This is a genomic window from Escherichia sp. WS2035, from assembly GCF_046487065.1.
Classification (GTDB): domain Bacteria; phylum Pseudomonadota; class Gammaproteobacteria; order Enterobacterales; family Enterobacteriaceae; genus Escherichia; species Escherichia coli.
Window position 1 is genome coordinate 265,027 of sequence record NZ_JBJQKD010000003.1, and the last position, 20,615, is coordinate 285,641.

A 20,615-nucleotide genomic window follows, 5' to 3' on the forward strand; every position below is an offset into this window, starting at 1 on the left:
TAGGGCTTATTATTTTTTTCCGAGCCGCATCAAGGCGATATGCGGTCTACGTTTTTGCAGGCGAGTTATTAGAATAAAGAAATGATACGCGTGAGATCAGAGAAAATCTTCACAATCAAGACTTTTAAATAGCAATTGTGGGTAATAATTTTCTATTAAATTGAGTTAATAGAAATAATTATTCTCTATTTGCGGCAGATCACAATAAAAAAGGGTGCACATTTTGTGCACCCAAGGATGATAGCTGACAGCAATGTCAGCCGCAGACCACTTTAATAGCCAGTCCTCCGCGTGATGTTTCGCGGTATTTATCGTTCATATCTTTGCCGGTTTCATACATCGTCTCGATCACTTTATCGAGTGAAACACGCGGTGCCGAGGTGCGGCGCATCGCCATCCGCGCGGCGTTTACTGCTTTCACGGCATTAATGGCATTACGTTCAATGCACGGGATTTGTACCTGTCCGGCAACCGGATCGCAGGTCAGCCCAAGGTTATGCTCCATCGCGATTTCCGCCGCATTGCATACCTGCGCCGGACTGCCACCCAGTAGTTCAGTTAACCCTGCCGCTGCCATTGAACAGGCCAAGCCAATCTCCCCCTGACAGCCGACTTCCGCGCCAGAGATGGAGGCGTTCATTTTATACAGCGCGCCAATTGCCCCCGCTGCCAGAAAATAGCGGGCAATTGACCGCTCGTTTACCGGACGACGGAACTTATCGTAATAAGCCAGCACTGCCGGAATAATGCCGCACGCACCGTTAGTCGGTGCCGTTACCACGCGCCCGCCAGCTGCGTTTTCTTCACTAACCGCCAGCGCGTACATGTTGATCCAGTCGATGACATTCATCGGATCGTTAGAGATGTTATCGCTGGAAACCAGTTGACGACGCAGCGCTACGGCACGGCGCGGCACATTGAGCGGACCAGGCAGCACGCCTTCAGTATTCATTCCACGTTCAATACCGTCATGCATCACTTGCCAGATACGGGCAAACCCTGCGTCAATTTCCGCTTTACTGCGCAGCGCCAGCTCGTTGTGCATCATCAGGCCAGATATAGACAGGCCGTTGTAATCACACATTTTCAGCAGTTCACCTGCTGAGTGGAAATCGTAAGGTACGGGTGTTTCGACATCGTGCGACAGGCCGAAGTGTTCTTCTTCGACAATAAACCCGCCGCCGACAGAGTAATAGGTTTTGCTTAATAGCTCTTCCTGTCCCTTCCAGGCAGTGATCCGCATTCCGTTCTCATGGCGAGGCAACATTTCGGGATGGAAGATAATGTTCTTTGCTACAGGAAAATCAACAATATGCGCGCCAGAAGCCACCGGCAACCGCCCGCTGCGCGTCACTAACTCTATAAATGCAGGGATCTCATCAATGACAACATCCTGCAGACTGTTTCCTGCCAGTCCCATGATGATGGCGACATCCGTGGCATGGCCTTTGCCCGTCAGTGACAACGACCCGTACAGATCGACCACAATATGGCTCGTCGCGGTTAATAAGCCGCTACTTTCCAGCCGATCAATAAAACTTTTTCCGGCATTCATTGGCCCCACAGTATGCGAACTGGAGGGACCAATCCCAATTTTGAAAATATCGAATGCACTAATCATATCCACACCCTCGGATTGCCGTTCAGTGAAGTGGAGCGGAACGACCTTGCGACCGTCCCGCTCACGAGGCTTTACGCACTACGTACTGCGATGGCTTCAATTTCCAGCTTCACATCTTTCGGCAAACGCGCGACCTGCACACAGCTCCGGGTCGGGTAGGTCGCCTGATGTTCATCGAAGAACTGCTTATAGACTTCATTGATGGTGGCAAAATCATTCAGATCGGTGATGAACACGGTCATCTTGATGATATCGCCCACACTCAGCCCGGCAGCAACCACGATCGCTTTGACGTTTTCGAGGCTTAAACGCGCCTGATCTTGCACATCAGCCGGGATCTCACCGGTCTGTGGGCAAACCGGAATTTGCCCGGAGGTGAAGACCATGCTGCCTAAATCAACGCCCTGAACATAAGGGCCGATTGCGCCTGGGGCACGTTGCGTTTCGATAATCTTTTTCATACATCCTCCGGCGTCAGAGCGCCTGGGTAAAGGTACGTGAAATAACATCCTGTTGCTGTTCACGGGTCAGTGCGTTGAAGCGCACGGCGTAGCCAGAGACACGGATTGTCAGGTTAGGATATTTTTCCGGGTGCTCGATGGCATCCAGCAGCATTTCCCGATTCATTACGTTGACGTTGAGGTGTTGACCGCCTTCGACATCCGCTTCGTGGTGGAAATACCCATCCAGCAGGCCGACAAGGTTGGTTTTACGTACTGGATCTTCTTTGCCCAGCGCCGCAGGGACGATGGAGAAGGTGTACGAGATCCCATCTTTGGCGTAGGTGAACGGCAGTTTCGCCACCGACGTCAATGAGGCCACGGCACCTTTGCGATCACGACCGTGCATCGGGTTAGCGCCCGGCGCGAACGGTGTTCCGGCGCGGCGACCGTCCGGCGTGTTCCCGGTTTTCTGACCGTACACCACGTTAGAGGTGATAGTCAGAATCGATTGGGTCGGCACAGCATTGCGATAGGTTGGCAAAGCTTTAATTTTCTTCATAAAGCGTTCAACCAGATCGCAGGCAATGCTGTCTACGCGCTCGTCGTTGTTGCCATACTGCGGATATTCGCCGTCAATCTCGAAATCCACCGCCAGGCCGTTTTCATCACGGATTGGTTTCACACGAGCATATTTGATGGCAGACAGGGAGTCCGTTGCCACCGACAGGCCCGCGATGCCGCACGCCATGGTGCGATAGACATCACGATCATGTAGCGCCATCAGCGAAGCTTCGTAGCTGTACTTGTCGTGCATGTAGTGAATGATATTCAGCGCGCTGATGTACTGTACCGCCAGCCAGTCCATGAAGTGGTCGAGGCTATCCATCACTTTGTCGTAGTCCAGCACGTCATCCATCAACGGAGCCGTTTTCGGGCCAACCTGAATCTTCAGCTTCTCGTCCATTCCGCCGTTGATTGCGTACAGTAGCGTTTTCGCCAGGTTAGCGCGCGCACCGAAGAACTGCATCTGCTTACCAATCACCATTGGGCTGACGCAACAGGCAATCGCGTAATCGTCGCTATTGAAGTCAGTACGCATCAGATCGTCGTTTTCATACTGCAAAGAGGATGTGACGATAGACACCTGCGCGGCATATTTTTTGAAGGCAATCGGCAAGGCTTCCGACCACAGAATAGTCAGGTTAGGTTCCGGTGCAGGCCCCATAGTGTGCAGGGTGTGTAAATAGCGGAAGGAGTTTTTGGTCACCAGGGTTCGACCGTCCAACCCCATCCCGCCGATCACTTCCGTCGCCCAGATCGGGTCGCCGGAGAACAGCGAATCAAATTCCGGCGTACGCAAGAAGCGCACCATACGGATCTTCATGATGAAGTGGTCGATCAGTTCCTGTGCCTGCTGCTCATTGAGTACGCCTGCTTTAAAGTCGCGCTCAATGTAGATATCGAGGAACGATGCCGTGCGCCCCAGCGACATCGCGCCGCCATTTTGCGATTTCACTGCCGCCAGGTAAGCGAAGTAGAGCCACTGCACGGCTTCTTGTGCATTCTGCGCTGGACGAGAGATATCAAAGCCATATTTCGCCGCCATTTCCTGAATCTGTAACAGCGCACGGCGATGTTCTGCCAGTTCCTCACGCAGACGAATGGTGGCTTCGAGATCTTCGCCTTTTTCCAGACGGGACTGGAGATCGGCAAACTGCAGTTCGCGTTCACGTACCAGATAACTGATGCCGTACAGTGCCACACGGCGATAGTCACCGATGATACGCCCACGACCATAACCATCTGGTAAACCGGTCAGTACACCAGATTTACGGCAGCGCAGCATATCCGGTGAGTAAGTATCAAATACGCCCTGATTATGGGTTTTACGCAGATCGGTAAAGATGTATTCAAATTCGCTATCCATTTCACGACCATACGCGTGGAATGAACTTCTAATCATATTAATGCCGCCGAACGGATGCAGCGCACGCTTTAATGGCGCATCCGTTTGCAGACCCACTATTTTTTCCAGCGGCTGGTTAATATATCCCGCGTCATGAGCGGTAATTGTGGTGGCAATATTGGTATCGAAATCCAATGGCGCGTGAGTCGCATTTTCGATACGGATGCCTTCCATGACTTTTTCCCACAATTCCGTGGTGGCAGGCGTCGCTTCGGCGAGAAAAGATTCATCGCCTTCATAAGGTGTATAGTTATGTTGAATAAAATCGCGGACATTAATTTCGTTTTTCCAGTCCGTACCTTTAAAGCCAAGCCATGCGTCGGCGTACAGCTTATCGCTGGTATCAATATCTACCTTCATGAAAAATAATCTCTCTACAATACTTCAACTAAATTATGCAAATTCTGCGGGCGCGTTCACTTTGCCTAAATGAATGGCATCCAAAGCAATCATTTTTTCTTCGTTAGTCGGAATTACGGCGCAAATGACACGCGCATTTTCACTGGAAACAATTCGCTCTCCAAAAGAGTTAGAGCGATTATTCATTTCTGTATCAATTTCTACGCCTAATACAGCTAAATGTTCCATGACCAGACGACGAATTAAACTTGAATTCTCTCCTATTCCGCCGGTGAATATAATTCCATCCAGGCGATGTAATGAAGCAGCGTGTCCGGCAATATGACGGGCAATTCGGTGAACAAAGGTTTTAATTGCCAGTTGCGCGCGTTCGTGACCTTCATGCCAGGCTTTTTCCAGAACACGTAAATCCGAAGAAAGGCCGGAAATACCTAATAATCCCGACTCTTTATTCACTACGCGTTCCAGGTCCCCCAGGCTCTGGTTGGTTTGGCTGGCGACCCAGGACATCGCCCCGAAGTCGACATCACCACTGCGGGTACCCATCATCAAGCCTTCCAGCGGCGTCATTCCCATTGAAGTGTCAACACTCTGACCGTTGCGAACCGCGCAGATTGATGCGCCATTGCCAAGATGCGCCACAACCAGGCCGGAGTCATCTTCCGCCAGATTCAGCAGCGAATGTGCGCGCTGGGAAACATAGCGGTGCGACGTGCCGTGGAAACCATAACGGCGTACACCTAACTCTTCATAATATTTCCACGGCAGGCCGTATAAATAAGCTTCCGGAGCCATCGTCTGGTGGAAACTGGTATCAAATACCGCCACCTGAGTTACGCCCGGGAATAATTGCTGCGCCGATTCAATACCACTTAAATTGGCGTAATTATGCAGGGGTGCCAGTGGAGAAACGCGACGGATATTATCAATGACTTCATCGGTAATAATGGCGGACTCGGTAAAAATACTGCCGCCGTGAGCGATGCGGTGGCCAATTAAAGCCACACTGTCATTTAAATTCCGTTTTTCCAGTTCAAATGCAATTGCCTTCAATGCACCTTCGTAGCTGTGGTGAGCCAGCGGTGCTGGCTCTCCCCCATTTACGGATAAGAATGCATTTTCCGAGTTAATACCGTCGGCAATACCTGACATTAATACTTCACAGTCGCTGGCATTGAGTACGGAAAACTTAATCGAAGACGAACCACAGTTAATAACCAAAACAACCGGAAATTCATTCATCTCTTTTCTCATCCTGAGTTACGGATTAAAACAGTTTGTATACGATGTTCAGGATGGTCAGCAGACCAATCACGGTAACAAACACGTTATCCAGACGACCACGGTATTTCGCCAGAGACGGCGCTTTACGGATGGCATACATCGGCAACAGGCACAGCAGTGATGCGATAATCGGTGCGCCCATGGCTTCAATCAAGTCGAGGATGTTCGGGTTGGCGTAGGCAACAACCCAGGTGGAGCCCATAATGAAAATCATGCTGATAGTATTCAGTTTACCCAGCGACACTTTGGTTTTGTCACCTTTATAACCGAACTTCAGAATCAAACCATTCAGCCCTTCCAGCGTCCCCAGATAGTGACCGAAGAAAGATTTGAAAATAGCCACGAGTGCGATGATGGAAGCGGCATATTCCAGTGTAATCGCAAACGTTGTTTTGGTACCGGTCATGGACGCAAAGTGGTTAGCCAGATAAGAAAGCACTGGAATATTCTGCGCTTTCGCTTCAGCCATATTCGCCGGAGACAGCGTAAACAGGCAGCTAAAGGCAAAGAACATCACCACTGCAACCATCAGCATACTGGCGCGAGAGATGATTTGTGAACATTTACGCTCGGTGAAGTCGCGACCAAAATCTTTCTCGTACTCTTCACGTTTAGAAACCACGAAGGAAGAGACGATTGGCGAGAAGTTAAAGGAGAAAACCATGATGGAAATCCCCAGCCAGACGGTGATCAGGATACCGTCATGACCAGTTAACGACAGCGAACCGAGGTCAACCTGGTCGATAACTGCAGAGTTCCAGTAAGGGATCAGCGAAAGAGAAATCAGCACCAGGCTGGCGATAAACGGCCATACCAGATAGCTCATCACTTTAACCATCAGATCCTTACCAAACCAGATGACGAAAGCCATCAGCAGCAACAGGAACAGCGCCACAAAGCCGCGATTCAGCGGTGCAAAGCCGAGCTGGTTTTCCCAGAACGTCATAAAGGTGTTGGTAATGGTAACGCCATAAATCCACAACAGTGGGCAAATCGCGAAGAAGTACAGGAACGTGATAACCACGCCGCCAGTTTTACCAAAATGCTCTTCCACCGTTTCCGTAATGTTGCCGGAAGGGTTAGAGCCAGAAAGACACAGACGCGCCAGTGCCCGGTGGCAATAAAACGCGATGGGGTATGCTAATACCAACATCAGAAGAATCGGGATCAGTCCGCCAAAACCTGCGCGGATAGGGAAGAACAGCACCCCGGCGCCGATTGCCGTACCAAACAAGCCTAACGTCCATGTGGTATCTGATTTACGCCAGGACGATTGTTTTGTCTGGCTGGATACAATGCTATCTGAAGTACTCATATCCTATCCTCAACGAATTAATTAAGCGTCAACGAAACCGGTGATTTGAGAGACGCGAGAAAGATCGATATTGCCGCCGGAAATAATACTGACGGTTTTTCTGTTTTGAATATATTGGTCTAATTTACCGCTTAATAATGCAGCACATGCCAGAGCGCCTGCGCCTTCGGTGACGACTTTATTGCGCTGAATTAAGGCAATCATACTGTTTCTGATTTCGTCTTCGCTGACCAGCACGATGTCATCGACTAATTCACGAACGATTTCGTAAGTTAAATTACCCGGGCGGGAGACATCACAACCATCCGCCAGGGTGCCGGTAGTTCGGTGCGTAGTTATTTCTCCGGAGTGGAAAGAAGCCGCCATGCCGTGAACGTTTTCAGACTGTACGCCAATAACACGGATGGTCGGGTTGATAGATTTAATTGCCACCGCAATACCAGCAATTAAACCGCCGCCGCCAATTGGCACAATCACGTTATCGACATCATAGAGATCTTCCATAATTTCCAGACCAATCGTTCCCTGGCCAGCAATCACTTTCGGATCATCGTAAGGTGGGATAAAAATACGGCCTTCCATTTCGACAATTTCGCTCACTTTAGCAATAGTGTCGTTGAAGTTATCACCATGCAAAACGACTTCTGCGGAGTAGTCGCACGTTGCCGCGACTTTGGATTTCGGCGCACCTTTTGGCATCACCACTTTACCGTCAATACCCAGCATCGCGCAGGAGAGCGAAACCCCTTGCGCATGGTTGCCCGCAGAGCAGGCCACTACTCCTTTACGTTTTTCCGCATCAGTCAGTGAACTTAATTTATTAAATGCGCCACGAATTTTAAATGAACCAGTACGCTGCATGTTTTCGAATTTGAGGAATATTTCACCTTTGCAACGTTCACTAAAATAGTTGGAGCGAGGCATACCTGTTTTATAAATTCGCCCAGCCAGTCGTTGTTTTGCTTCAATGATGTCATCAATAGCAACCGGGAGATCGTATGTAATATGCATTATAAAACCTCTTAGCCTGAATTAAATATGTAGGTAACCGTAACCGACACCTGCAAAACAGACAGGTGGATTATTTATGTTTAAATTAAAACAAATAACTAATCAACTTCAATTAATTGCCTTCGTCTACACCCATTATAAGATGAATACTCTTTGGCTAATTCCACCAAAACCGATGCTGCTTTTTTAATACGATAATTTTTCGACCATACCGCGGCATATTGTGCCACAGGTAATGTTTCTTCAACCGGAATAGTAATAAATTGATTAGAACCAAAAGGTGATGTCATATCACAAGGAATTACAGTTAAGAAATCAGCATTGAGAACAAGATTATAAATTGTCACGACTGAGTCGGTTTTAACGATGTTTTCAATACTGATGCCATTTCTTTGTAACGTAGTAAGTAGTTCGCTGTAGTACCCCATATTGGTTTGTGGCAACACCCACTGTTCGTTCTTCAACGACTCCAGCGTGGCGGTGCCGGTGCATGTTCGGGACTTACTGGCTACCAGCACAAACTCGGACTCGAACAGCGGCTCAACATGTAAATCCTGAAGCTTCATTTCTGCGCTTAACGTACCAATCGCAAAATCCAGTCGACCGTCGCGGATTGCCGGTAAGAACGAAGACAGTTGCGCTTCATACATAGAAACCTGCGCTTTCGGGAACACCTCTTTGAACTTGTTGATCATCCCTGACATAAAAGTAAAACCAATCAATGAAGGAAAACCAAATGAGACTTCCACCACCGCCTCAGAAGACATACCGCTTATCTCATTAACCATATTTTTCATTTCACGGGTAATGGATTCGGAACGGGAGAGTAACAATTGACCGGCAGGTGTTAATGTTACACCGGTATTTTTCCGCACCACTAACTCCACCCCAAAATAATCTTCAATATCGTTAATGATTTTACTGACGGCCGGTTGAGTTAACCCTAACTCTTTTGCAGCCGAGCCGATAGAACCACTTCTAATAACTTCCTGAAAGACTACCAGGTGCTGCGTTTTCGGAAGAAGAATAGTGCTCATAACGACCTACGTTAATTACCTCATTGACGGTATGAAGTGTATCAAAATAAAATGAACAGGATATGTGCGACCACTCACAAATTAACTTTCAATACTTTCCATAGCATCGTTACCCCAATTAAATACCTTTAAGTATCAACAAGTTAAAGTATGAAAATCAGCATAAACCCTGATTTTTGTCAAAAAAAATGACGGGGATAACCATATTTTATGGCGATAACATCATTCTTTATGTGGTTAATACAAAAAAGGGGCTGAGACTATATTTCAAGCAATTACCGGATAATTACCAGGCAAAATTTGAGTTAAATTTAATGAGTAAGTTCTCAAATTTTATTATAAACAAACCATTTTCAGCGATAAATAATGCGGCACGTCACATTTTTTAACGCTATTTGTTGGAGAACAAACATTTATTTTATCAATATTTTAAAATTTCGAATACAGGTATTGATCATCTCGAACAATTGATTAACGTCAACGTTTTCTCTTCTGACAGGATGTCATTTTGTGAATGCAATCGTTTTCCATAAATTCTTCTCCCATCATAGGCAACGAAGAGCATTTTGTGTTGAGGATCACAAAACGAATAATTGCTGGTCGCCGCGATAAGGTCAGACGAAGACAACAAGGGGGATTCTCACTGTGCTTTACATCAGCGTAGGCCATAGAATGTTGCTTCGTTGACTGTAATGCCGGGTAAATGAGCGTTTTTTGATAGTGCGAAAGAACCGTGCAAGGAGAATAAGCATCTATTATTGTTTGTCATGATGACAAGGCAGGCATCAATGAAAGGCTTCTCAATTGCACATATTCTTCACCCTTCAATCCCGTCAATGCACGCAGTGGTTAACAATCACAATAGAAATATTGATTATTGGACGGTAAAAATTTAGGTTATAACGCCCAAATTATTCAACGATCGGACAATACCTGCGAACTTACAATTAATGAGAGAAATATACGTATAATTACGACCTTTTAAATGCAATATAGACTTAATAACTTCTTACAAAGTCTGTTATTAATACCGTAGATATTCATCTTACCCTGGGCACACAAAGCAAAAACCCGCCGAAGCGGGTTTTTACGTAAATCAGGTGAAACTGACCGATAAGCCGGGTTCTGTCGTGGACAGTCATTCATCTAGGCCAGCAATCGCTCACTGGCTCAAGCAGCCTACCCGGGTTCAGTACGGGCCGTACCTTATGAACCCCTATTTGGCCTTGCTCCGGGTGGAGTTTACCGTGCCACGGACTGTTACCAGCCGCGCGGTGCGCTCTTACCGCACCCTTTCACCCTTACCTGATCCCGCTTACGCGGGCCATCGGCGGTTTGCTCTCTGTTGCACTGGTCGTGGGTTTCCCCCCCAGGCGTTACCTGGCACCCTGCCCTATGGAGCCCGGACTTTCCTCCCCTCCGCCCGTCTCCCCCGAAGAGGACGACGACGAAGCGGCGACTGTCTGGTCAGCTTCGGCGCGCAGTATAGAGGGTTTGCGCGCCCTTGTCACCCCGCGTTGCGCATTCCAATCGCCAGTGTCGCGGCGATATTACGTGAAGCACGGCAGATATTGTCATAAGCTCCGCGGAGTGCTTCGTCTAACGTACCAATGCTGGTCAGTACGCTGAAGACCGCATCAATGCCATGCTGATGTACAACGCCAACATCATTGGTCAGGCTACCCGCAATGCCAATCACCGGTTTATGGTACTTCTTCGCCACGTTTGCGACACCAATCGGTACCTTGCCGTGAATACTCTGGCTATCAATACGCCCTTCACCAGTGATCACCAGCGTACAATCGTGAATATGTTCCTCCAGATTCAGCGCCGTAGTGACGATTTCAATACCACTTTTCAGTTCTGCACCAAGAAACGCCATCAGCGCCGCGCCCATACCTCCCGCAGCTCCTGCGCCGGGGACATCTTTCACATCAACATGCAGCGCTTTTTTAATAACATCGGCATAGTGAGAGAGGTTATTGTCCAGCTCGACAATCATCGCCTCACTGGCTCCCTTTTGTGGGCCAAAGATGCGCGAAGCACCACTGTCGCCGACTAACGGGTTGGTGACATCACAAGCGACGCGGATGACACAATCTTTTAAGCGCGGATCGAGACCGGAAATATCAATATCATTCAGAGTATTAAGACTACCGCCGCCAAAACCAATTTCATTGCCGTTGGCATCGCATAATTTCGCCCCCAGCGCCTGTACCATGCCTGCGCCGCCGTCGTTGGTGGCGCTGCCGCCAATGCCGATAATAATGTTTGTCGCACCGCTCTCCAGCGCCTGCAGGATTAACTCACCAGTACCGCGTGAAGTGGTCACGAGTGGATCGCGTTTTTCCGCAGGTACCAGTTCCAGCCCACTGGCCGCCGCCATTTCGATAAACGCGGTTTTGCCATCGCCGGAGATCCCCCAACTGGCATTCACTTTCTCGCCCAGCGGCCCTGTAACCCAGGCGTGACGTTCAGCCCCCTGGGTGGCTGCAATCATCGCTTCCACCGTTCCTTCACCACCGTCGGCAACCGGAACAGAAACATACTGTGCATCAGGAAAAATTTCCCGAAATCCTTTTTCTATCGCCTGCGCAACCTCGCTGGCAGATAAACTTTCTTTATAAGAGTCTGGGGCGATTACGATTTTCATACCTATGCCTGTTACCACATGACGCCGGAGGGCGTTTCTCTTATTCGGCCTGGATTCCAGGCCCGGATTGCAATACGCCATCCGGGCACGACGTCATTAGCGAGTAACTTCGACTTTCGCCAGTTTTTCGTAGTAGCACGCCAGGGCGCTATGATCCGCCGTTCCTAAACCATCTGCACGCAGTGCCTGCATCATCTCCATAACCGCAGCAGTGAGCGGCAGTTGCGCGCCGACGCCGTGAGAAGTATCCAGCGCATTCGCCAGATCCTTAATATGCAGATCAATACGGAAGCCCGGTTTGAAGTTGCGGTCCATCACCATCGGCGCTTTGGCATCCAGCACGGTACTGCCCGCCAGCCCACCGCGAATTGCCTGATACACCAGATCCGGGTTAACGCCCGCTTTGGTTGCCAGCGTTAACGCTTCTGACATCGCGGCAATATTCAGCGCCACAATGACCTGATTTGCCAGTTTGGTGACGTTACCTGCACCGATTTCCCCGGTATGCACCACGGAACCCGCCATCGCTTTCATCAAATCATAGTATTTGTCGAAAATAGCCTTGTCGCCGCCCACCATCACTGACAGCGTACCGTCGATGGCTTTCGGTTCACCGCCGCTCACCGGAGCATCCAGCATATCAATGCCTTTCGCTTTCAGCGCTTCGCTGATTTCACGGCTTGCCAGCGGTGCGATAGAACTCATATCGATCAATACCGTACCTGGCTTCGCGCCTTCAATAATGCCATTCTCACCCAGCGCCACCTCTTTCACATGAGGGGAGTTTGGCAGCATGGTTATGATGACGTCGCACTGTTCAGCGATCGCTTTAGCCGTAGCGGCTGTTTCTGCACCGGCAGCAATCACGTCAGCAATAGCTTCTGGGTTACGGTCAGCAACCACCAGCGAGTAACCTGCTTTCAGAAGGTTTTTACTCATTGGTTTACCCATAATCCCCAGGCCAATAAAACCAACTTTCATAGTCATATCAATCATCTCTCTTGTTGCGGTGGTGGTTATTTTTTAAAGGTATCAGCCAGTTTCTGAGTGGCAGAGCGGAAGACGCCGAGATCGCTGCCGACGGCCACAAACGTCGCGCCCCATTCCAGATAACGACGCGCATCAGCCTCGACCGGTGCGAGGATGCCGCTGGGTTTGCCGTGCGCGCTGGCACGGTTAAAAATGTGCTGAATTGCTTTTTGTACATCCGGGTGCGAGGCATTGCCGAGATGGCCTAATGCCGCAGCCAGATCGCTGGGGCCGACGAAGATGCCGTCTACACCTTCGGTAGCGGCAATAGCATCGACGTTATCTACGCCCTGCTGACTTTCTATCTGGACCAGAATAGTGATGTTCTTGTTCGACTGAGCGAAATAATCCGCCACGGTGCCAAACATATTGGCGCGGTGAGAAACGGAGACGCCGCGAATGCCTTCCGGTGGGTAACGAGTTGATGCCACCGCCTGCTCTGCTTCCTCTTTTGTTTCTACAAAAGGAATCAGGAAGTTATAGAAACCGATATCCAGAAGACGCTTAATAATTACCGGCTCGTTGGTCGGCACTCGCACTACTGGCGCGCTGGCGCTGCCTTTCAGGGCCATTAACTGCGGAATAAACGTGGAGATATCGTTTGGCGCATGTTCACCATCCAGCACCAGCCAGTCAAACCCAGCCAAACCAAGAACTTCAGTGCTAATCGGGTTAGAGAGAGCTGACCAGCAACCAATTTGTACCTGTTTCGCAGCCAGTGCGGCTTTGAATTTATTCGGGAAAACATCGTTATTCATCGCTTATACCTTTGCTTATTTCTGCAATTCCATACGTTTAATGTCGCCGACTACGAAGAGGTAGCAGACCATCGCCATCAGCGCTGAACATCCCACGAAAACCAGTGCTGCATTGAAGGAGTGCAGTTCACTTACCAGATAGCCAATCACCAGTGGAGTGACAATGGAGGCAACATTGCCAAAGACGTTAAAGACGCCGCCGCAGAGGCCAACAATCTCTTTCGGCGCGGTGTCAGAAATCACTGGCCAGCCCAGCGCACCAAATCCTTTGCCAAAGAAAGCCAGCGCCATCAGCATGACCACCAGCGTGGTGTTGTTGGTGTAGTTACATAAGATGATGGTGGAAGCCAGCAACATTCCCAGCACAATTGGTAGCTTACGTGCCAGGGTCAGGGACAAACCGCGTTTGATCAGATAATCCGAGAAGACACCTCCCAGCACGCCGCCCGCAAAGCCACACAGTGCCGGAATCGAGGCGACCAGACCCACTTTCAGAATCGACATGCCTTTTTCCTGCACCAGATAAATTGGGAACCAGGTGAGGAAGAACCAGGTGATGGTGTTGATAAAATATTGTCCGAAAAATACGCCCAGCATCATGCGGTTAGAGAGCAATTGCTTGATGTAATGCAGTTTGGGTCCGCTTGCTGCCGCACTACCCGGCTTTTTGTGGTCCATATCGACCACCGCGCCATTTTCCGAGATAAACTTCAGCTCTTCTGCAGACATACGTGGGTGATCTGTCGGGTTATGAATCAACTTGATCCACAGCGCCGTCAACACAAAACCAATCACCCCCATAACGGTAAAGACATGCTCCCAGCCCCAGGCGAAAGTCAGCCAGCCAAGCAGCGGCGAAAAGAGCGCCAACGAGAAATATTGCGCCGAGTTAAAGATGGCGGAGGCAGTACCACGTTCTTTCGTCGGGAACCAGGCGGCGACAATACGGGCGTTCGCCGGGAATGATGGCGCTTCCGAGAACCCCAGCATAAATCGCATAAAGAACATGGAGATCCCAGCCCAGGCCAGCGGAAACATATCGACAAAGCCTTGCAGGAAGGTGAACAGCGACCAGAAAAAGAGGCTGTAAGTGTAAACTTTCTTCGAGCCAAACTTATCAAGCAGCCAGCCGCCGGGAATTTGCATCAGCAAGTAGGCCCAGCCAAAAGCAGAGAAGATGTAACCCATCGAAACCGCACTTAACTGCAACTCTTTTGCCACTTCGGTACCAGCAATAGACAGCGTTGCACGATCGGCGTAGTTAACGGCGGTAACAATAAAAATAATCAGTAATATTAAATAGCGGGTATGCACGCCTTTCTTTTTTACGTCAACGGTGTCCAGAATCATTTTATTTACCTCGGGTACTTATGCTGATTTTTATTATTATGGGGAAGGTGTTATTTATGAGTTTTATTTATGCCGTTACGACAATGAACTCGGGAATTAGTATAAGCAGCGCGAGAATAATAATCATTGTGCAAATGCTAATTTAATTAGTACTATTTAAATATTATTTTGAGCATATGCACATAAGGTTGCGCGCTAAAGCACAGATTTGCGCTTTACCTTGCCGGGAGGTACTGCAATCCCTGAAATGATTGACATTGATCACATTTCTGCATTTAAACTCCTGACATTCTTATTTCACCCAATGAAGTTATTTATTTTTAAATGAGACCAGGTCCTCATTTTAATAGTCCCTGGCTGGAGAATATTGCACAATGGCCAACATCGAAATCAGACAAGAAACGCCAACTGCGTTTTATATAAAAGTTCACGACACAGATAATGTGGCAATTATTGTTAATGATAATGGCCTGAAAGCAGGAACGCGTTTTCCGGATGGGCTGGAATTAATTGAACATATTCCCCAGGGGCATAAAGTCGCATTGCTGGACATTCCGGCTAATGGTGAAATTATTCGTTATGGCGAGGTGATTGGTTACGCCGTGCGCGCAATCCCACGCGGAAGCTGGATCGACGAATCAATGGTTGTACTACCGGAAGCGCCGCCGTTACATACGCTGCCACTGGCAACCAAAGTCCCGGAACCCTTACCGCCGCTGGAAGGATACACCTTTGAGGGCTATCGCAATGCCGATGGCAGCGTGGGCACCAAAAACCTGCTCGGCATCACCACCAGCGTCCACTGTGTGGCAGGCGTGGTGGACTACGTAGTAAAAATCATTGAACGCGATCTGCTACCGAAATACCCGAACGTCGATGGCGTGGTGGGGCTGAATCATTTGTACGGTTGTGGCGTGGCGATTAACGCACCCGCGGCAGTTGTACCTATTCGTACCATTCACAATATTTCGCTGAACCCTAACTTTGGCGGCGAAGTAATGGTGATTGGTCTGGGTTGTGAAAAGTTGCAGCCTGAACGCCTACTGACTGGAACGGATGATGTGCAAGCTATTCCAGTAGAAAGCGCCAGCATTGTCAGTTTGCAGGATGAAAAGCATGTCGGTTTTCAGTCCATGGTCGAGGATATTTTGCAGGTAGCCGAACGCCATCTACAAAAACTGAATCAACGTCAGCGAGAAACCTGTCCGGCTTCAGAACTGGTTGTCGGCATGCAGTGCGGTGGCAGCGATGCGTTTTCTGGCGTAACGGCAAACCCGGCGGTTGGGTATGCGTCTGATCTATTGGTGCGCTGCGGCGCAACGGTGATGTTTTCAGAAGTCACAGAAGTGCGTGACGCGATCCATCTGCTGACACCACGCGCAGTGAACGAAGAGGTCGGCAAACGGCTGCTGGAGGAGATGGAGTGGTACGATAACTATCTCAATATGGGAAAAACCGACCGCAGCGCCAACCCTTCGCCGGGCAACAAGAAAGGCGGTCTGGCAAACGTGGTAGAGAAGGCACTCGGCTCCATTGCTAAATCGGGTAAAAGTGCAATTGTTGAAGTGCTGTCGCCCGGCCAACGCCCGACTAAACGCGGATTAATTTACGCCGCGACGCCAGCCAGCGATTTTGTCTGTGGCACGCAACAGGTGGCTTCGGGTATCACCGTGCAAGTGTTTACGACCGGTCGTGGTACGCCGTACGGCCTTATGGCGGTACCCGTCATTAAAATGGCGACCCGCACCGAGCTGGCGAACCGCTGGTTTGATTTAATGGATATTAACGCGGGCACTATCGCTACCGGCGAAGAAACCATTGAAGAAGTGGGCTGGAAGTTGTTCCACTTTATTCTCGACGTCGCCAGCGGGAAGAAGAAAACTTTCTCGGATCAATGGGGACTGCATAACCAGCTGGCGGTGTTTAACCCGGCACCGGTGACCTGATTTCTTTTGGAACGTCCCTCGCAAAACATGGCCTTAGTGCCATGTTTTTATTGTTTAAAGTCCACACATCCATTAATAATGCATTTGCATTACCTTAGTTCAAGCTTATAATTTGAGCAGAAAACAGGCTGTAAAAGGACAGTAAATAATGCCCGCTAATGCTCGCTCTAACGCTGTACTGACCACTGAATCAAAGGTCACTATACGCGGACAAACAACTATCCCCGCGCCAGTGCGTGAGGCCTTAAAACTGAAGCCAGGCCTGGACAGCATTCATTACGAAATTCTGCCTGGTGGGCAAGTATTTATGTGCCGACTGGGAGATGAACAGGAGGATCATACTATGAATGCATTTTTGCGTTTTCTGGATGCAGATATCCAGAACAATCCGCAAAAAACTCGTCCATTCGACATTCAACAAGGAAAGAAACTTGTCGCTGGCATGGACGTCAACATTGACGATGAGATTGGCGACGACGAATAATGGATTTTCCACAAAGGGTTAATGGTTGGGCGCTATATGCTCATCCCTGTTTTCAGGAAACCTACGATGCTTTAGTTGCCGAAGTCGAGGCATTAAAGGGAAAAGATCCTGAAAATTATCAGAGAAAAGCTGCCACAAAGTTATTGGCGGTGGTCCATAAAGTGATTGAGGAGCATATCACGGTCAATCCATCATCACCGGCATTCCGTCATGGCAAGTCGTTAGGCTCTGGGAAAAATAAAGACTGGTCACGGGTAAAATTTGGTGCTGGTCGCTATCGTCTCTTCTTTCGTTACAGTGAAAAAGAGAAAGTCATCATTCTGGGATGGATGAACGATGAAAACACGCTGCGCACCTACGGTAAAAAAACAGATGCCTATACCGTATTCAGTAAAATGTTAAAAAGAGGACATCCTCCTGCCGACTGGGAAAGCCTCACCCAAGAGACAGAAGAAAACCATTGATGGTGTTCACAATGCCCGCCGAACGCATTGGTGTTGACCAGCGGGCATCCTTTCTCATTCCCCGACCAGAATCACTTCAACCCCAGCCTTTCGCAGTCCTTCCAGACTATCCGCAGGAATGCCTTCATCAACAATGATCATGTCGATACGTTGAGTATCAATGATCTTATGTAAACTGGAACGGTTGAACTTACTGGAATCGGTGACCACGATGATCCGTTCCGCAACTTCGCACATCCGACGGTTTAAACGGGCTTCATCTTCATTATGCGTGCTGACGCCACGCTCCAGATCGATCGCATCTACACCAAGAAACAGCATATCGAAGTGGTAATTTTGCAGCGATTGCTCAGCCTGATCACCGTAAAAAGATTGCGACTGACGGCGCAAATGCCCCCCGGTCATCAGCAGCTCAACGCCTTCCGCTTCCAGCAACGCATTAGCCACGTTCATACCGTTGGTCATCGCAATTACGTCGGTGTGCTTGCGCATCAGACGAGCAATCTCAAAAGTGGTGGTCCCGGAGTCGAGGATCACCCGATGACCAGGCTGAATCAACTCAACGGCAGCTTTCGCAACGCTGCGTTTCATCGCGGTGTTCAGTGCGCTTTTATCTTCCACTGATGGCTCGACTGACGGCGTTGTGCTATCGCAGATCAACGCGCCACCATAGGCACGCACGGCGATCCCCTGCTTTTCCAGAAACGCCAGATCGTTGCGGATCGTCACAGTAGATACGCCATACAATGCCGACAGATCGTTAACCTGCACACTCCCTTGCTGTCGCAGACGCTGAATGATCTGTTCTCGTCGCTCGCTGGTGCCTGTCACTCGCTTCTCACCTGAAGCGTCGGTATTACTCATAGTAAGTCCTTTCGTAAAACTTTCGTTTCATTTCGTTTTGCCTATTAACGCCTTTCTATTAAGCAAATGCAAGCCCACCTTACCCATTGGCGCAAGCTACTCTCGTTTCAGTGGCTTTCATTATGTTTCTTTTGTGAATCAGATCAGAAAACTATTATCTTTCGTTTTATTTTTATCTCACCATGACGCAGTATCAACTGAAACAAAACGAAAGATTAATGTCGCAGTAATCTGAACTGGAGAGGAAAGTGAAACATCTGACAGAAATGGTGAGACAGCACAAAGCGGGCAAAACAAATGGGATTTATGCCGTTTGTTCCGCACATCCGCTGGTGCTGGAAGCTGCAATCCGCTACGCCAGTGCAAACCAAACGCCGTTACTGATTGAAGCTACCTCCAATCAGGTGGACCAGTTTGGCGGTTATACCGGAATGACGCCCGCCGGTTTTCGCGGCTTTGTTTGTCAGCTCGCCGACTCGTTGAATTTCCCGCAGGATGCGCTGATTCTGGGTGGCGACCATCTGGGGCCAAACCGCTGGCAAAATCTGCCTGCCGCTCAGGCAATGGCCAATGCCGATGATTTGATTAAAAGCTACGTGGCGGCAGGATTCAAAAAAATTCACCTTGATTGCAGCATGTCCTGTCAGGACGATCCGATTCCCTTAACCGATGGCATCGTGGCCGAACGCGCCGCTCGTTTGGCGAAAGTGGCGGAAGAAACCTGCCGTGAACATTTTGGCGAAGCCGATCTGGAGTATGTCATTGGTACCGAAGTGCCGGTGCCTGGCGGCGCGCATGAAACCTTAAGCGAGCTGGCGGTCACCACGCCGGATGCCGCCCGCGCCACGCTGGAAGCCCATCGTCACGCTTTTGAAAAGCAGGGTCTGAATGCCATCTGGCCACGCATCATTGCCCTGGTGGTTCAACCCGGCGTCGAATTCGATCACACCAACGTTATTGATTATCAGCCCGCCAAAGCGACCGCCTTAAGCCAGATGGTCGAAAACTACGAAACGCTGATTTTCGAAGCGCACTCTACCGATTATCAAACGCCGCAATCGCTGCGCCAGCTGGTGATTGACCACTTTGCCATTCTGAAAGTTGGCCCGGCGCTGACCTTTGCTCTGCGTGAAGCTCTGTTCTCTCTGGCAGCGATTGAAGAAGAACTAGTGCCAGCAAAAGCCTGTTCTGGTCTGCGTCAGGTGCTGGAAAACGTGATGCTCGACCGCCCGGAATACTGGCAAAGCCACTACCACGGTGACGGCAACGCGCGTCGTCTGGCGCGTGGTTATAGCTACTCGGATCGCGTGCGCTATTACTGGCCGGACAGCCAGATTGATGACGCTTTCGCTCATCTGGTTCGTAATCTGGCGGATTCACCAATTCCGCTGCCGCTGATCAGTCAGTATCTGCCGCTGCAGTACGTGAAAGTTCGCTCCGGCGAGCTGCAGCCAACGCCACGGGAACTCATTATCAACCATATTCAGGACATCCTGGCGCAGTACCACACAGCCTGTGAAGGCCAATAAGCAAAACAAAGAGGAACACGCTATGCCAAATATTGTTTTAAGTCGGATTGATGAACGCTTGATTCACGGTCAGGTCGGCGTTCAGTGGGTAGGATTTGCGGGGGCAAATCTGGTGCTGGTAGCCAACGATGAGGTTGCCGAAGATCCGGTACAACAAAACCTGATGGAAATGGTACTGGCAGAAGGGATCGCCGTACGTTTCTGGACGCTGCAAAAAGTCATCGACAACATCCATCGCGCCGCCGATCGACAGAAAATCCTGCTGGTTTGTAAAACACCGGCCGATTTCCTGACGCTGGTGAAAGGTGGCGTTCCGGTGAATCGCATTAACGTTGGCAATATGCACTACGCCAATGGCAAGCAACAAATCGCCAAAACGGTTTCTGTGGATGCGGGTGATATCGCAGCATTTAACGACCTGAAAGCCGCTGGGGTGGAATGCTTCGTTCAGGGCGTCCCGACAGAGCCTGCTGTGGACCTCTTTAAATTACTTTGAGGGAT

At 49.5% G+C, this 20,615-nt stretch carries 17 protein-coding genes, 1 other RNA gene and 3 pseudogenes; 8 read left to right on the top strand and 13 right to left on the bottom strand.

Annotated elements, in window-relative coordinates:
* Positions 1-256 precede the first annotated feature (256 nt).
* The 7 genes from tdcG to tdcA all read right to left on the bottom strand — a co-directional run bounded on the left by tdcG (position 257) and on the right by tdcA (position 9,037).
* Positions 257-1,621 (bottom strand): L-serine ammonia-lyase, encoded by a 1,365-nt coding sequence (tdcG, locus tag ACJHX4_RS08170; RefSeq protein WP_247773253.1) that lies wholly within the window; start codon positions 1,619-1,621, stop codon positions 257-259.
* Between the two features lie 71 nt (positions 1,622-1,692).
* On the bottom strand, positions 1,693-2,082 hold the full coding sequence (locus ACJHX4_RS08175) for an enamine/imine deaminase (RefSeq protein ID WP_000719990.1): 390 nt from the start codon (positions 2,080-2,082) through the stop codon (positions 1,693-1,695).
* 13 nt (positions 2,083-2,095) lie between these two features.
* The gene (gene tdcE / locus ACJHX4_RS08180; RefSeq protein ID WP_000861714.1) at positions 2,096-4,390 is read right to left on the bottom strand and encodes a 2-ketobutyrate formate-lyase/pyruvate formate-lyase; all 2,295 of its coding nucleotides are present in this window, start codon (positions 4,388-4,390) and stop codon (positions 2,096-2,098) included.
* 33 nt (positions 4,391-4,423) lie between these two features.
* Entirely contained in the window at positions 4,424-5,632 is a 1,209-nt protein-coding gene (gene tdcD, locus ACJHX4_RS08185) for a propionate kinase (RefSeq protein ID WP_001296431.1), read from the bottom strand.
* A 25-nt stretch (positions 5,633-5,657) separates the two neighbouring features.
* Positions 5,658-6,989: a threonine/serine transporter TdcC gene (gene tdcC, locus ACJHX4_RS08190; RefSeq protein ID WP_000107720.1), complete on the bottom strand. Its 1,332-nt coding sequence runs from the start codon at positions 6,987-6,989 to the stop codon at positions 5,658-5,660.
* A 21-nt stretch (positions 6,990-7,010) separates the two neighbouring features.
* The gene (gene tdcB / locus ACJHX4_RS08195; RefSeq protein ID WP_000548347.1) at positions 7,011-8,000 is read right to left on the bottom strand and encodes a bifunctional threonine ammonia-lyase/L-serine ammonia-lyase TdcB; all 990 of its coding nucleotides are present in this window, start codon (positions 7,998-8,000) and stop codon (positions 7,011-7,013) included.
* A gap of 98 nt (positions 8,001-8,098) precedes the next feature.
* Entirely contained in the window at positions 8,099-9,037 is a 939-nt protein-coding gene (gene tdcA / locus ACJHX4_RS08200; RefSeq protein WP_000104202.1) for a transcriptional regulator TdcA, read from the bottom strand.
* A 314-nt stretch (positions 9,038-9,351) separates the two neighbouring features.
* Between tdcA and tdcR the strand changes: the two are divergent.
* The 3 pseudogenes from tdcR to ACJHX4_RS08215 all read left to right on the top strand — a co-directional run.
* A pseudogene (tdcR, locus tag ACJHX4_RS08205) lies at positions 9,352-9,570 on the top strand (transcriptional activator TdcR).
* Between the two features lie 255 nt (positions 9,571-9,825).
* Positions 9,826-9,927: pseudogene (locus ACJHX4_RS08210) on the top strand (hypothetical protein); the annotation flags it as partial.
* A 2-nt stretch (positions 9,928-9,929) separates the two neighbouring features.
* Positions 9,930-9,992: pseudogene (locus tag ACJHX4_RS08215) on the top strand (hypothetical protein); the annotation flags it as partial.
* A 143-nt stretch (positions 9,993-10,135) separates the two neighbouring features.
* Here the strand turns inward: ACJHX4_RS08215 and rnpB are convergent.
* From rnpB to garP, 5 genes are all read right to left on the bottom strand, one after another.
* An RNA gene (gene rnpB / locus ACJHX4_RS08220) (RNase P RNA component class A) lies at positions 10,136-10,512 on the bottom strand.
* Between the two features lie 32 nt (positions 10,513-10,544).
* The gene (gene garK / locus ACJHX4_RS08225; protein ID WP_001296434.1) at positions 10,545-11,690 is read right to left on the bottom strand and encodes a glycerate 2-kinase; all 1,146 of its coding nucleotides are present in this window, start codon (positions 11,688-11,690) and stop codon (positions 10,545-10,547) included.
* 96 nt (positions 11,691-11,786) lie between these two features.
* The gene (garR, locus tag ACJHX4_RS08230; protein WP_001350452.1) at positions 11,787-12,677 is read right to left on the bottom strand and encodes a 2-hydroxy-3-oxopropionate reductase; all 891 of its coding nucleotides are present in this window, start codon (positions 12,675-12,677) and stop codon (positions 11,787-11,789) included.
* 29 nt (positions 12,678-12,706) lie between these two features.
* Positions 12,707-13,477, bottom strand: a complete 771-nt coding sequence (garL, locus tag ACJHX4_RS08235) for a 2-dehydro-3-deoxyglucarate aldolase (RefSeq protein ID WP_001058227.1) — start codon at positions 13,475-13,477, stop codon at positions 12,707-12,709.
* Between the two features lie 15 nt (positions 13,478-13,492).
* Positions 13,493-14,827: a galactarate/glucarate/glycerate transporter GarP gene (garP, locus tag ACJHX4_RS08240; RefSeq protein ID WP_000599651.1), complete on the bottom strand. Its 1,335-nt coding sequence runs from the start codon at positions 14,825-14,827 to the stop codon at positions 13,493-13,495.
* A gap of 374 nt (positions 14,828-15,201) precedes the next feature.
* Here garP and garD point away from each other — a divergent pair, with 374 nt between their 5' ends.
* From garD to yhaV, 3 genes are all read left to right on the top strand, one after another.
* A complete protein-coding gene (gene garD, locus ACJHX4_RS08245; protein ID WP_001273763.1) occupies positions 15,202-16,773 on the top strand; it encodes a galactarate dehydratase in 1,572 nt (523 codons plus the stop codon).
* 148 nt (positions 16,774-16,921) lie between these two features.
* Positions 16,922-17,257, top strand: coding sequence for a type II toxin-antitoxin system antitoxin PrlF (gene prlF, locus ACJHX4_RS08250; RefSeq protein ID WP_001296435.1), 336 nt, complete (start codon positions 16,922-16,924; stop codon positions 17,255-17,257).
* Complete coding sequence (gene yhaV / locus ACJHX4_RS08255; RefSeq protein WP_000347251.1) at positions 17,257-17,721, top strand: type II toxin-antitoxin system ribonuclease toxin YhaV; 465 nt, start codon at positions 17,257-17,259, stop codon at positions 17,719-17,721. Before prlF ends, yhaV begins: the two co-directional genes overlap by 1 nt.
* A 54-nt stretch (positions 17,722-17,775) precedes the next feature.
* Here the strand turns inward: yhaV and agaR are convergent, their stop codons facing one another.
* On the bottom strand, positions 17,776-18,585 hold the full coding sequence (gene agaR, locus ACJHX4_RS08260; RefSeq protein ID WP_000072187.1) for an aga operon transcriptional regulator AgaR: 810 nt from the start codon (positions 18,583-18,585) through the stop codon (positions 17,776-17,778).
* 248 nt (positions 18,586-18,833) lie between these two features.
* Between agaR and kbaZ the strand changes: the two genes are divergently transcribed.
* Together kbaZ and agaV are read left to right on the top strand one after the other, a co-directional pair.
* On the top strand, positions 18,834-20,114 hold the full coding sequence (kbaZ, locus tag ACJHX4_RS08265) for a tagatose-bisphosphate aldolase subunit KbaZ (protein ID WP_000681950.1): 1,281 nt from the start codon (positions 18,834-18,836) through the stop codon (positions 20,112-20,114).
* Between the two features lie 22 nt (positions 20,115-20,136).
* Entirely contained in the window at positions 20,137-20,610 is a 474-nt protein-coding gene (gene agaV / locus ACJHX4_RS08270) for a PTS N-acetylgalactosamine transporter subunit IIB (protein ID WP_001295547.1), read from the top strand.
* The last annotated feature ends 5 nt before the right edge of the window (positions 20,611-20,615 follow it).

Bases quoted from the DNA above. Each gene is read 5' to 3' on its own strand.
- yhaV (WP_000347251.1), top strand. From the start codon at position 17,257: ATGGATTTTCCACAAAGGGTTAATGGTTGGGCGCTATATGCTCATCCC.
- tdcA (WP_000104202.1), bottom strand. From the start codon at position 9,037: ATGAGCACTATTCTTCTTCCGAAAACGCAGCACCTGGTAGTCTTTCAG.
- prlF (WP_001296435.1), top strand. From the start codon at position 16,922: ATGCCCGCTAATGCTCGCTCTAACGCTGTACTGACCACTGAATCAAAG.
- garP (WP_000599651.1), bottom strand. From the start codon at position 14,827: ATGATTCTGGACACCGTTGACGTAAAAAAGAAAGGCGTGCATACCCGC.
- agaV (WP_001295547.1), top strand. From the start codon at position 20,137: ATGCCAAATATTGTTTTAAGTCGGATTGATGAACGCTTGATTCACGGT.
- tdcG (WP_247773253.1), bottom strand. From the start codon at position 1,621: ATGATTAGTGCATTCGATATTTTCAAAATTGGGATTGGTCCCTCCAGT.
- garL (WP_001058227.1), bottom strand. From the start codon at position 13,477: ATGAATAACGATGTTTTCCCGAATAAATTCAAAGCCGCACTGGCTGCG.
- ACJHX4_RS08175 (WP_000719990.1), bottom strand. From the start codon at position 2,082: ATGAAAAAGATTATCGAAACGCAACGTGCCCCAGGCGCAATCGGCCCT.
- tdcC (WP_000107720.1), bottom strand. From the start codon at position 6,989: ATGAGTACTTCAGATAGCATTGTATCCAGCCAGACAAAACAATCGTCC.
- garK (WP_001296434.1), bottom strand. From the start codon at position 11,690: ATGAAAATCGTAATCGCCCCAGACTCTTATAAAGAAAGTTTATCTGCC.
- garR (WP_001350452.1), bottom strand. From the start codon at position 12,677: ATGACTATGAAAGTTGGTTTTATTGGCCTGGGGATTATGGGTAAACCA.
- agaR (WP_000072187.1), bottom strand. From the start codon at position 18,585: ATGAGTAATACCGACGCTTCAGGTGAGAAGCGAGTGACAGGCACCAGC.
- tdcB (WP_000548347.1), bottom strand. From the start codon at position 8,000: ATGCATATTACATACGATCTCCCGGTTGCTATTGATGACATCATTGAA.
- tdcD (WP_001296431.1), bottom strand. From the start codon at position 5,632: ATGAATGAATTTCCGGTTGTTTTGGTTATTAACTGTGGTTCGTCTTCG.
- tdcE (WP_000861714.1), bottom strand. From the start codon at position 4,390: ATGAAGGTAGATATTGATACCAGCGATAAGCTGTACGCCGACGCATGG.
- garD (WP_001273763.1), top strand. From the start codon at position 15,202: ATGGCCAACATCGAAATCAGACAAGAAACGCCAACTGCGTTTTATATA.